This is a genomic window from Dictyobacter kobayashii (genome assembly GCF_003967555.1).
In the GTDB taxonomy this organism is placed as follows: domain Bacteria; phylum Chloroflexota; class Ktedonobacteria; order Ktedonobacterales; family Ktedonobacteraceae; genus Dictyobacter; species Dictyobacter kobayashii.
Genome location: NZ_BIFS01000002.1, coordinates 423,142 through 435,850, shown reverse-complemented (window position 1 = coordinate 435,850; position 12,709 = coordinate 423,142). Strand labels below are relative to the sequence as shown.

Genomic DNA, 12,709 nt, shown 5'->3' with positions numbered 1-12,709 from the left:
AAATTATAAGGAATCATGTAAGATATGAAGCAAAAGGAGTATTATTCGAGCGAGGTTGTGTATGTCTGATTACACGGGGAGGCAGCTTGGTAACTACCAATTGACTCGTCTTTTGGGAGAGGGAGCCTTCGCCCAGGTTTATCTTGGGGAGCATATCTATCTCAGTACACAGGCCGCAATCAAGGTACTTAAAACGCAAACGGAGAATTATCCGGTTGATTTATTCTATACAGAAGCCCGCAATATTGCCCGCCTTGTCCATCCAAATATTGTGCGCGTCCTGGATTTTGGGGTAGACAGCAATACGCCGTTCCTGGTCCTGGATTATGCACCTAATGGTACGCTTCGGCAGCGTTATGTGCCCGGAACTGTGCTTCCATTGTCCACTATCGTTTCTTATATCAAGCAGATAGCTGAGGCACTACAGTATGCCCATGATGACAAGCTAGTTCACCGAGATATCAAGCCTGAGAATATATTATTGGGGCGGCGCAATGAGGTGTTACTCAGTGATTTTGGGATTGCATTGATGGTGCAGACGATGCAATATCAAAACCTCCAGGATGTAGCAGGTACCTTACCATATATGGCGCCTGAGCAAATTCAGGGTCAACCGCGCCCGGCCAGTGATCAATATTCATTGGGCATAATCGCCTACGAGTGGCTAAGTGGCCGACGACCGTTTCAAGGTTCGATGACCGAGATGATCTCGCAGCACCTGGCGGTTGCTCCTCCCTCATTACGGAGCATAATACCCGCCATTACGCCAGATGTTGAACACGTAGTCATGACCGCCTTAGAGAAAGATCCGGGTCAGCGTTTTGGTAGTGTGAGAGCCTTTGCCGTTGCGTTAGAGCAGGCCAGCCAGTTTTCAGAACAGGGTGGAAAATCGGTCCTGGCCAGCGCGCCCACCGCCCCGATCCCTTCATTAAAGAAGCCCGCTACTCCCCCACCAATCTCTTTAAGAGCCCCCGCCTCCATGGCGCAATCCGCGCCAGCCGGGACCGTGATTGGAGGGTATCATGGCCACCTCAATACTGTAAGGTCGTTATCATGGTCGCCTGATAATGCCAGTATTGTGTCTGTGAGTGATGATCGGCTGGTACATGTGTGGGATGCTTTGACGGGGGAGAGACGTCAGATCTATCAAGATATAGCTAATATCGTGCATGCAGCTGCATGGTCATTTGATGGTAGCCGTATTGCTACGGTCGGAAATGATGCGCATGTGCGGATCTGGGATTTCGCTACTGGACGCTTGCTAGCCACATATCGCGGCCATACTGGTAGCGCCATTAATGCACTGGCCTGGTCGCCTGCGCATCATATCATTGCCACCGCGGCCAGCGATGGTGTTGTACATGTGTGGGATGCAACAACGGGCCAGCCTCTCACCATTTATCGCGGGCATACAGGCAGTGTAAATGCACTGGCCTGGTCACCATATGAAATCTCAACCCCTTATGGGCGTGGCTATCATATAGTCTCGGGTGGTGATGATGTATCCATACAGACCTGGGAAGCTGCCACCGGCAGAGGCATCGCATTGTACCGCAGCCAGCCCGCCAGGGTCTTGAGCGTCGGCTGGTCACCGAATATCTATTCATCTTCCTCTAGATTTGAGCCTGCTACCAGTATGTACAATAGCTCGCGTGTCGCATGTGGAAGAGAAGATGGTATGGTAGAGATGTGGGATACGTCCGTTAATCGTGAAGTGTTGAGCTATCGTTACTTATCGGCCGTGACCACTGTCGGCTGGTCGCCCGATGGTAGACGATTTGCGTACGCCAGCCATGAGAGTGCGGTGGAGGTATGGGATACAACGACAAATCTTAAGCTTGTAACCTTCTCACACACGGCACCGCAACGTGTGCTGGCCTGGTCACCGAATGGAAAATATATCGCTTCTGGCGGTGGCGACAGCGAGATCCTGATATGGGTTGCACCCTAAAAAAGGTCAGCAGGAAAGCTAATGATTGAGCGGCAGAATAGATGGGCTTGAAAATCTCTTGACAGCTCTACAAGAATATGATATCAAGTGTTCAATGGACTACTATTATTTATAAAGATGTATGAAATCTCTGATAATAGAGAGTAAAGTAATATAAGAGGGAAGAGATAGCACGTGGCAGGTTCTATCACAGTCAAGGATATTGCCCGGCAGGCAGAAGTCTCGGTCGGCACCGTCTCACGGGTGTTTAATAACCACAGCAATGTTACCGAAGAGATACGTGAGCGTGTTCTTAAAGCCGCCGCAACGCTGGGTTATGCGCGCATGGTCAGTGAGAATCCCCAGCCGCGCAGTGAGCCGCGCAAATTAAAAGAGATCGGCTTTTTATACTGTTCGTACCTGGACAATATCGCGGCCACCAATAATCCCTTCTGGTCACATATCCTGAATGGAGCAGAGAACGCGGCCCGTCGATCAAACATCAAGGTTACCTATCGAGCAATAGGAGAGCTAACTTCAAACCCACAACTATTATTGGAATCTATTAACAAGATGGAGCTAGGTGGCATCTTGCTGGTTGGTCCGGCGGAAGCAGAGACTATCAAGCACATAAAAAGCCTCAATATTCCTCTTGTCCTGGTTGATAACCATGTTCCCGGCCTATCAGTTGACTCGGTGCTGTGCGATAACTATGAGGGAGCCAAGGCCGCGGTTGATTATCTAATCGCTAAAGGGCATCGCGACATTGCTTTTATTGGCGGTCCTGTTGAGAATGGCCCCCGCCCAATAAATAAAGTATTCACGGTCGAACGCCGGGCGGCTGGTTATCGAACGGCCCTCCTCAATGCCGGTATCCCCATCAACTACGACTTATTTGAGGCATCCGATCTCTATCCTGAAAGCGCGTATGAGGCCTGCAAGCGCTTGATCGCTCGCAAGCCCCACTTCACTGCCTTATTCGGAGCCAATGATAGCACTGCCATAGGTGCTATGAAAGCTTTACGAGAAGCAGGTGTGCGTGTGCCGGAGGATGTTTCGATCATTGGATTTGATGACATTGATATGGTAGAGCATTTGACGCCAGCCCTCTGTACGGTGCGCATTGATAAAGAGGCTATGGGGTCTGTGGCCGTCAGGCGCCTGATTGCTCGCGCCGAAGATCCAGAGATGGTTACTATTACAAGCATGCTTGAAGTCGAACTCATCGAGCGCGACTCTGTCATCCCCTATCAAGAGTAGGGATGGCATAAAAAACACCTGGCTGCTCGCCAGGTGTTTTTTATGCCACAAGCGATGTGCGTGCGTGCGCTGACGCGCCCGAACTTTTTTATGATGAGTTGCCGCGTGCATGCTTCGCACGCACGCGGCAACTCATCATAAAAAAGTTTGTGAGGGGGGAGCTTACCAGTGCATTTTTGTGAGGGTGGGCGTGATGGCGCTTACCCGAACATTTTAAGTATGGTGTGAGCTTACCCCGAACATTTTGAGAGTGGTGAGGCTGGTGTGAGCTTACTCCCGAACATTTTGAGAGTGGTGAGGCTGGTGTGAGCTTACTCCCGAACATTTTAAGTATGGTGTGAGCTTACCCCCGAACATTTTGAGAGTGGTGAGGCTGGTGTGAGCTTACTCCCGAACATTTTGAGAGTGGTGAGGCTGGCGTGAGCTTACCCCCGAACATTTTAAGTATGGTGAGGCTGGTGTGAGCTTACTCCCGAACATTTTAAGTATGGTGAGGCTGGTGCGCATCGCGCACCAGCCTCACCATACTTAAAATGTTCGGGCGCGTCAGCGCACGCACGCAAAGAATGTAACCAGGACACGTATCTCTTGATAGATAAAAATCTTAAAGAAAATAATCGAGATACTGGAGTAGCGATGTGAATACATCACGAGATTCACATGAGCAAACACAACAAACATTTCAAACATTTTACCAGGAAAATCTTGGTATAATCTATCGCTATGTGTATAGTAAGGTTGGCAATCGGGAAGAGGCCGAAGATCTATGTGCACAAATATTTATGAAAGCAGCACAAAGTATCGATGCCGAGCGCGGACCGCAAAGTATGCAGAAATGGCTGTTTCAGGTAGCGCGAACAACGATTGCAGACTACTGGAGACATTATTACCGCATAGTGACCAGTTCACTGGAAGAGTTGCTGGATAGAGGATGGGAGGGACCAGCGGAACCCGATACCATAGAGATTAATGTGTCGCCATCCGAGAAAGTTCAAGCGCTGCTGCACTTATTACCAGAGCACTACCGTGAGGTGTTGATGTGTCGTTTCATATTCAATCTTTCGGTAAAGGAAACGGCACTGAAATTGAATTTGACAGAAGCGAATGTGAAAGTATTGCAATTTCGTGCCCTCAAGCGAGCAGCTGAGCTTGAGACGACTATAACTAAGAAACACTAAATGCGACTGAATTGATTAAGCATAATGGAGAGAAACCATGGCGGGCGAAGATCAGGAACGAGTAGAAGATTATCTGGAATTGGAGCGCTACATCGAGATGTTGCAGTCTGGCCAGATTGCGCATCCACCAGTAGATCTAACGCCTGAGCAAGTACATATCTATCAGATGGCGGCCCTCATGCGCTCGGCAGCGCCTGAAAATGTTGAGCCACGAGCAGATTTTGTTGAGCAGTTGAGGCAGCAGTTGCTTGAAATAAATGCAGAACCCGGGTTTCAAGAAGCGAGTTCTAGCAGTGAAGAAAGTAGCGCAAACACATCTCTTGTTAAGCCTGTAGCACGGGAGGAAAAGAAAACATCTAAGCCAGCACGTTTCTTTTCACGACGTCATGTGTTGATGGGAGGGGCTGTTGCTGCGGCATCATTAGTGGTGGGAGGAGGAGCCGAGCGCATCATAGAAAGTGAAACTACACCCACTCCCAACAAAGGAACTGGCGTACCCTCATATACCTCTTCCGAGCTGAAAATTGATGCAACGATACCAACCACCTGGCATTTTGTAGTTGCGCTCACCGATTTGGGTCAGCAAGCGGTACTCTTTGCCGCACCAACCCTCATTGGCTATGTGCTGCGCAATGCCGATACACTAAACAGCGAGTACTATTCTAAAGCAGAAAATATCGTTGCCTTATCCGCGGCATGCACACACATGGGATGTATAGTGCAATGGGAAGATAGAGATCGTAGTTTCCATTGTCCATGCCATAGTGCTATTTTCGCAGCTACTGGCATGAACATGAACACGCATTACCGACTTGAACTCCCACCTCTATCACGCCTGAATGTAAAAGTCGAAAACGGTAAGGTATATGTAGAGGTTCCCCAGCCACATAAATAAGTTATCCTGGTGGTTCAGGGAGAATTTCGCGCAAATATCCCTCAATCCCTCTGGCCTGCTGCCAATCACGCTGGTAGCCGAGCGACACCTCTTCAAAGCGTACACCATCGCGATAGTCGGTGGCGCGAAAATGGATATGTCCATAGACGACCACTGAGATGGGAAAGCGTGTGTGCCAATCTTCTGTCTTTCTTGTTCCGCACCAAAGGGAGAAGCGCGGAATCCTTTTGAGGCGCACAAATTCCTGGCGGAGCGGAAAATGGTTAATAAGAACGATAGAGTGGGATGAAGGAATAAGCGCCAGGCGTTTTTCAGTATAAGCGACACGGGCATGGCACCAGGCAATCCTGGATGGATAAGGGGTAGGATGCAGAATAAATTCATCTGTACAAACTACGTCGGTCTCTTCTGCCCAGGCCACTGCTTGTGCCTCAGGAACATTATCAGGACGAAAACTGTAATCATAAAGCAGAAATAATGGAGCCAGTACCGTTGGCTTACTGGAACCAGGCCAGAGGGGATAAGGATCTTCAGGCGTAATTACCCCGTAAGAGCGACAAATATTTACCAGTAAGCGATATTTTTCATCACCCTGTAATTTTGAAGCATTTCCGCCAGGAAGCGTCCACAGATCATGGTTGCCTGGCACCCAGATGACCTTAGCAAAGCGTCTGGTCAGGATCGAGAGCGCATAATGCAATTGGTCTTCAGCCTCTCCAACGTCGCCCGCCACAATCAGCCAGTCCTCAAGATAATACGGTAAGGCAGCCAATGCCAGTCGATTAGCTGGAACAGCAAGATGCAGATCACTGATCGCATATAATTTCATTGCATCATTTTCTAGACTTTTTGCGTATAGTAGATAATACATATATTTTACTACAAGATATATGTATTATCTACTAAATATAGTTATGTCCAGGTTTTTTTGATTTTCCTCTTTGGCGCCTGCGGCGCCGGATGTGGAGTGTGGAGTATGTGGTGGGCGGCTGCGGCCGCCCACCACATACTCCACACAGGAAAGAATGGAGATCGTAGCGCTTGCTCGTGATCTCCATTTAATAATAAAAGCCATATTATATTGTGTCGAAACGTGGGCGGCGCCCACGTTTCGACACAATATAATCATGTTCGGGCGCGTCAGCGCACATATGGAAGGGATAATCTAGTTTCCATAGGTTACAATCAGGGGAGCTGGCTGCATCGCCAGCACTTCTGCAGGCGTCATAACGCTTGTCTTAGATTCAATGTTGTAGAACAACTTGAACCCCCCATAGTTGAAATTATGATAGGCTTGTAGATCGTCATGGACCCATTGACGATATTGCCGTACTTTATCCTCGTGATCGCCAGGATATCCCCCAACACTATCGACATGGATAACTAGATCCACTCTGGGATCACTGACCAGATCACGTTTATCCGCGATCTCTGCGTTCGCAGCATCATTTGGGTTTGGCGTTCCATCGCCACTGGGACGATACTGATGAATAATGAGGATCTTGCGTGGAACATGATACTTCATCGGGATAGCCGCGACAGCCTGGATGATCGGATTTAGATCGGAGGCATGCACATTGCTCAGGTTATAGCCGGGGATACCATCATGGGTAGGAAACATCCACTCAGGATCAATGGCCATATGGACAAATGTGTATTTTTCCAGGTAAGGCAAGAAAAAATCGACCTCTGGCATAACCGCTGACCAGCCAAAATCGAGGTCGAGGAAGAGGAGTAAATTGTTATGTTGACAATAGTCGATATATTGCTGAAGGGTAGCAGTATCAAGGTGATGGCTGTACGTATGGTCGGGTCCAGGGGTGCCGTCCGGAATACTGACGACCAGATCGATACCCAACTGTACAGGATGGGCCGGGTCGAGGCGCTGATAGGCATCCCCTTGTGCTTTCAAGCGGGCGAGCATTGCATCGCTCAACTGATAGGCAGGCCCTGTTGCGTAGGCCCCGGTACCGCGTAGAACGCGACGATGCGATGTGTTGGTAAAACCGCATTGAGGTTTGGATTAAAGACCGGTGTTGGCGTTGGTGTGGGCGTGGGTATAGGAGTTGGTTTTGATGCGAGCGTAATACTGGTCTCTACATGATTGTTTGATGTCTGGTTTAATGATGAAAAATATGAAATGGAGATACTCGTGGCAACAATCAGTGCCACGAGAGACAGAGAAAATAAAACCAGCACGCTGATCGGCCTCCAACCTTGCCAGTGTATGTTGTTAACTGGTCTTCTCGCGTGAAGTATTTGTTGTGGCAATGAGGGTTTGTTTTGCATGGGTTGATATTTTCCTTCAGAAATGGCTTACATGCCTTTCCTTGACCCAGTTCCTAGCAAAAGGGTCGGATAGAGCTCGAAAAAAGCGATAACGAGTAGAACGGAAATAACAAATATCTGCGTGATTTTTCAAAAAAAGAATATACAGGATGAAATATTGGTATGCTCTTTTCTATATATAATACAGTATATCCAAAAATATCTATGTGAAGTACTTCACAAACTTAAGGGCCATGATCTAATGGGTAAAATCTGCTAGTGACCAATGGAGAAGAGCAGCGTTTTCACTCTTTGACATTTATGGTAGTGGGTTAATTTTTAGCTGGCTATATATATCTATATACATAACGTCACATACAAACTTTCGTTAACAATCTCGTTTGAGGTGTGTGGCGGAAAGGTAGATGCCGCCGTTTCTCTATCACATACCGCAAATAAGACAAACACACTATACTATCACCTTATAGTGTGTTTATAAATTGAAAACGCTGCAAAAAAAGGAATAAAGTCCAAAAATTATCATATTATTGTATTTATTGTGGTATGTAACGTCTACATCAATATAGATATACTGACTTATATGCTTATTGAAGTTGAATAGAATAGTCATAAAGGAGAATGTTTTGGCTAGTGACGTTGTAGTGAACGTTTCGCATGTAAAGAAGTATTACAAGGCGGTACGAGCTGTCGAGGATATTTCTTTACAAGTGAGGAGCGGTGAGATATTTGGTTTTCTGGGTCCTAATGGCTCAGGAAAAACAACAACTATCGGCATGATGCTCGGTCTAATTTATCCAACCGCAGGCAGTGTTGAAATCTTTGGGCAGCAGATCACCCCGATGCATAACGCCGGTCTGGTGCGGGTAGGAACACTGATGGGTTCTCCATCCATGATGATGGCATATTCGGCACGCCGAAACCTGCAGATGCTTCATCGTTTGTATCCAGATGTGCCATTGCAGCGCATTGATCAAGTGTTAGAGATGGTTGGTCTCAGTGATGTCAACAATCGTCCCGTCAAGCAATTTTCAACCGGCATGAAACAGAGACTTGGCCTGGCACTGGCCCTGCTTGGAAAGCCCGATCTCTTGATCCTTGACGAGCCGACCAATGGCATGGACCCGGTTGGAATGCATGAGATACGGCTCTTGCTGCAGGACTTAGCCAGACAGGGAGTGACCATCTTTATCAGTAGCCATCTACTGCATGAGATGCAGCTTATATGCAACCGGGTAGCCATTGTGGGCAAGGGTCTGGTGGTGGCCGAAGGAAGAGTAGAAGACCTGCTGAAGACCGATCTGATTACACGCGTCAAAACCAGCAATCCTGAAAAAGCTATGCAGGTGCTGGCGGAGATTGTAGATGACAAAAAGTATCTGCATGTGAATGGACCATACCTCGATGTGCAGGCCGTGACGGCAGAAAAGATTATCGAGCAACTGGTTTCTCATAGCCTGACGCCCTCAGAGGTTTTTCCGATCCAGAATAACTTAGAAAATGTATTTCTGCGCCTGGCGCAACAGACAGATAAAGGAGTTGAAACGCATGCTGTGGAGAGTGCTACAGTTAGAGAAAGATAAAGTCTTTGGTCGACCCATTCTATGGATTGAACTGGCGATTTTGACACTGATCATTGTGCTGATTGATGTTGCACAATATGCTTTTACCCAGCTACTGCCTGCCAATGCCAGTGCGCCGATAGTCGACATGTTAGTCTGGCCATCGGGGCTGGTCCAGTCAATGCAATTTGCCGGTCCCCATTCGCTTGGCGGCATCTTGTTAACTATTATTGTCGCGGTAATTACAGCCAGAGAATATTCCTGGCGCACTTTTCATCTCTGGTTAAGTCGTGGCGTGTCGCGCCTGATCTTGATTGAGGCGAAGTGTATTATCAATGTGCTACTGATAGTGACGATGGTGGTCACATCCATTGTGGTATCGGGTATCCTGACAGCGATCTTGACTTTACTGCTGAATCATTCATTAACAATGGACTTAGATCATATAAAATTGTTTGCTATCAATTTTCTCATCACTGATTATGTCCTGCTCCCGTATGTGGCACTGGCTTTTATGCTGACCATTATCAGTCGTTCATCCATCCTGGCGATTGGCGTTGGATTAGCATTTCTGCTATTGGTAGAATCGATCCTGTATACAACATTGATGCTCGTAGGTGGTACATGGATGCATATTGCCCAATACTTGCCCATAGGTATAGAAGCATCTTTAAAATATGCAGCGGCGGGAGAGACCACACAAACGGGATCTTTAAATATCCCATTTTTACCACCTCTTGCTTCCTGTGGACTTATCGCGCTCTACACTGCGATTTTTGCGGGTATTGCCATATGGCGCTTTTTGCACCAGAACTTTACTGACTAAATTCGTGTGTGGTGGGTGGCTGCGGCCGCCCACTACACACATTCCACACCTGAAAGAAGGTCCATCGTCTCGTTTGCTCGTGATCTCTGGACGAACAGTAAAAAGCCACATTAAACATGTACTTGACGAGCTTATAATACGAACATACAATAAGGGTAGGAAATTTAATTTCCTTTAAATCAAGGCCAGTGGTGCCAGGAAGCTCGCGATTCTCTGCCTCCTCAAAATCATGCTAATTATCAGGAAAAGAGGATTTGATGGCCAGCTTAATTGGAACTTGGATAGGTCAGAGGCTCGGCAATTATCAATTGAAGCAGCTTGTAGGGCAGGGAGGGTTCGCAGAAGTCTATCTCGGAGAGCATATCTATCTTAAAACGCCGGTAGCGATCAAAGTCTTGTCTACACAACTTGCGCAAGAAGATCAAGAAGGTTTCCTCAACGAGGCGCGTATCATAGCCCATTTGAAGCATCCTGATATCCTCTCGATCCTTGAGTTTGGGGTACAAGAAGGAACACCCTTCCTGGTAATGGATTATGCTCCCAATGGAAGTTTGCGTGAACGTTATCGAAGACAGGCACATCTTACTCCAATCATGGTGTTACCCCACGTCAAACAAGTGGCTGCCGCGCTACAGTATGCACACCAGGAGCATATTATTCATCGCGATGTCAAACCGGAGAATATATTGCTGGGTGCGCAGGATGAGGCCTTGCTTAGCGATTTCGGCATGGCGCTGGGTACACGGAGCTCACGTACGCAAAACATGGAAGAACTGGCTGGCACGCTGGCATATATGGCGCCCGAGATGTTACAGGGCAGGCCTGTGCCAGCCAGCGATCAATATGCCTTAGCTATCGTGCTCTATGAATGGCTCAGTGGAGACTATCCGTTTCATGGCACCTTCACCGAGATTGCCAGCCAACACCTCATGGTCCCGCCACCACCTATAAAGAATCCCGCCGTTTCGCCCGAGGTTGAGGCAGTCATTTTGCGCGCCCTGGCCAAGCGTCCTGAGCAACGCTTTGAGAGTGTGCAGGCATTCGCAGATGCATTTGAGCAATCCATCCTGGAGGTGGGTAGGACCTTCAGAGCCCCGTCAGGCTGGCTCCCGCCTGGTGTTTATCAGCAACTCAGGACCGCTCCTTCTATTGAAGGACAACCTACTATACGTGAAAGCTCCTTGCCAACCAAAGTGCAAACTCCAACGGAAGCAACAGCGATTTTGCCGCCACCACCAACAAAGATAGTACGCAGCCGTAAGGGGCTACCGAGAAGTCTGACCATCGCGCTCGTTGTGCTGGTGCTGCTGACGATCACAGGTGGCCTTATCCTGGCCTACTCTGGTTTCGGCGTCAGGCAGCCAGCTAGCAAAGGGCAGGTTCAGATATCTACTCCAAGCACTGCTGCGGGCTCGATAAGCGCGGCTGACTGGCAGAACAGGTACGAACAGGTGACGAGCCAGAAACCATTTCTCACCGATCCTTTGAGCCAGAACGTGAACGGATGGGATAGTGGTGTCGCGAGCAATCGTAGCTGTCTCTTCACCAGAGGCGCCTACCATGTAAGTTCCTTAAAGCCTTATGCTCTTGGATTGTGCGGCAAGGGCCTCAATGACAAATTTAGTAATATTGCTTACCAGGTGCAGATGACCATCCTGCGTGGTAATGAAGGTGGCCTGAGCTTCCGCCTGAGCGTCCCTTCAAGCACACAGGTGCTGGCGTATATTTTTGACGTCAATCGCAATGGAACCTATAACCTCTGGTCTATCAATGGTCACTATGAAATCCTGCTGTATAGAAGTAGCTCGCTTATCAAAACTAGCCTCAATCAGCCCAACCTGCTTTGTGTCATAGCCCAGGGAAATCAGATCGCGCTCTATATAAACAAGCACTATGTGGCCAGCATAGTCGATAGATCTGCTGCCACTGGCAGTATTGGTCTGTTTGCTAGAAGTCTGCCCGCGACTACCGAGGTTGCATTCAGCAATCTAACTTTATGGAGGCTATAACGATGCCAGAGGAAACCAGCATAAACACATATATAGGGCAGCAATTTGGCAACTATCGCCTCACCAGCCTGATAGGAAGAGGAGGCTTCGCCGAGGTCTATCTTGGTGAACATGTCTATCTCAAGACGCAGGCCGCCATAAAAATATTGCAGACACGCTTATCTAAGGAAGAGCAAGAAAGATTTTATGCGGAGGCGCGTACCGTGGCACATCTGCAACATGAATGCATTGTGCGTGTCCTGGAGTTTGGTTTGAAGGATGGCAGTATTCCCTACCTGGTCATGGAATATGCGTCTGGTGGTACGCTGCGTGAACAACTGCCCCGAGGAATAGCGATACCGATAGAACGTATTTTACCTGTGCTCAAACAGGTAGCGGGCGCGCTGCAATATGCCCATGACGAAAACCTGGTTCACCGCGATATCAAACCAGAAAATATGCTGCTGGGCACACACGGCGAAGTCCTACTCAGCGATTTCGGGATCGCTGTAATGATCAAGGGTTCGCAACGGCAGGAAGCGCAAGAGGTGGCGGGGACCATCACATACATGGCGCCCGAACAACTCCTGGGACAGCCAACACAAGCCAGCGACCAATACGCGCTTGGTGTGGTGGTCTACGAATGGCTGTGTGGTCAGCGCCTTTTCAGTGGAACATTTACCGCCATCGCCACACAACATGTGCTTACGCCCCCATCTCCCTGCGAGAGCGCGTACCCGGTATCTCTCCCCTGGTTGACCAGGTTGTCCTGAAGGCCCTGGCA

At 48.4% G+C, this 12,709-nt stretch carries 11 protein-coding genes; 8 read left to right on the top strand and 3 right to left on the bottom strand.

Annotated elements, in window-relative coordinates:
* The first annotated feature begins 61 nt into the window (after window positions 1–61).
* The 4 genes from EL645_RS28620 (at window position 62) to EL645_RS28605 (ending at window position 5,263) form a co-directional block, all read left to right on the top strand.
* Window positions 62–1,951: a serine/threonine-protein kinase gene (locus tag EL645_RS28620; RefSeq protein ID WP_126554987.1), complete on the top strand. Its 1,890-nt coding sequence runs from the start codon at window positions 62–64 to the stop codon at window positions 1,949–1,951.
* 174 nt (window positions 1,952–2,125) lie between these two features.
* A complete protein-coding gene (locus EL645_RS28615) occupies window positions 2,126–3,190 on the top strand; it encodes a LacI family DNA-binding transcriptional regulator (RefSeq protein WP_126554985.1) in 1,065 nt (354 codons plus the stop codon).
* Between the two features lie 638 nt (window positions 3,191–3,828).
* Complete coding sequence (locus EL645_RS28610) at window positions 3,829–4,368, top strand: RNA polymerase sigma factor (RefSeq protein ID WP_126554983.1); 540 nt, start codon at window positions 3,829–3,831, stop codon at window positions 4,366–4,368.
* 37 nt (window positions 4,369–4,405) lie between these two features.
* Complete coding sequence (locus tag EL645_RS28605; RefSeq protein WP_126554981.1) at window positions 4,406–5,263, top strand: QcrA and Rieske domain-containing protein; 858 nt, start codon at window positions 4,406–4,408, stop codon at window positions 5,261–5,263.
* 1 nt (window position 5,264) lies between these two features.
* Here EL645_RS28605 and EL645_RS28600 read toward each other — a convergent pair whose 3' ends face one another.
* From EL645_RS28600 to EL645_RS28590, 3 genes are all read right to left on the bottom strand, one after another.
* Window positions 5,265–6,092 carry a metallophosphoesterase family protein gene (locus EL645_RS28600; protein ID WP_126554979.1) on the bottom strand — a complete coding sequence of 276 codons (828 nt, stop codon included), beginning with the start codon at window positions 6,090–6,092 and terminating at the stop codon, window positions 5,265–5,267.
* 336 nt (window positions 6,093–6,428) lie between these two features.
* On the bottom strand, window positions 6,429–7,199 hold the full coding sequence (locus EL645_RS28595; protein WP_126554977.1) for a hypothetical protein: 771 nt from the start codon (window positions 7,197–7,199) through the stop codon (window positions 6,429–6,431).
* The gene (locus EL645_RS28590; protein WP_126554975.1) at window positions 7,196–7,552 is read right to left on the bottom strand and encodes a hypothetical protein; all 357 of its coding nucleotides are present in this window, start codon (window positions 7,550–7,552) and stop codon (window positions 7,196–7,198) included. The genes EL645_RS28595 and EL645_RS28590 overlap by 4 nt, the downstream gene beginning before the upstream one ends.
* A gap of 623 nt (window positions 7,553–8,175) precedes the next feature.
* Here EL645_RS28590 and EL645_RS28585 point away from each other — a divergent pair.
* The 4 genes from EL645_RS28585 to EL645_RS28570 all read left to right on the top strand — a co-directional run bounded on the left by EL645_RS28585 (window position 8,176) and on the right by EL645_RS28570 (window position 12,698).
* Window positions 8,176–9,132 (top strand): ABC transporter ATP-binding protein, encoded by a 957-nt coding sequence (locus EL645_RS28585; protein ID WP_161977775.1) that lies wholly within the window; start codon window positions 8,176–8,178, stop codon window positions 9,130–9,132.
* Window positions 9,098–9,937, top strand: a complete 840-nt coding sequence (locus EL645_RS28580; RefSeq protein WP_126554971.1) for a DUF2705 family protein — start codon at window positions 9,098–9,100, stop codon at window positions 9,935–9,937. Before EL645_RS28585 ends, EL645_RS28580 begins: the two co-directional genes overlap by 35 nt.
* Window positions 9,938–10,194: 257 nt before the next feature.
* Window positions 10,195–11,946: a serine/threonine protein kinase gene (locus EL645_RS28575; protein ID WP_126554969.1), complete on the top strand. Its 1,752-nt coding sequence runs from the start codon at window positions 10,195–10,197 to the stop codon at window positions 11,944–11,946.
* A 2-nt stretch (window positions 11,947–11,948) separates the two neighbouring features.
* A complete protein-coding gene (locus tag EL645_RS28570) occupies window positions 11,949–12,698 on the top strand; it encodes a serine/threonine-protein kinase (RefSeq protein WP_161977774.1) in 750 nt (249 codons plus the stop codon).
* Window positions 12,699–12,709: the final 11 nt, after the last annotated feature.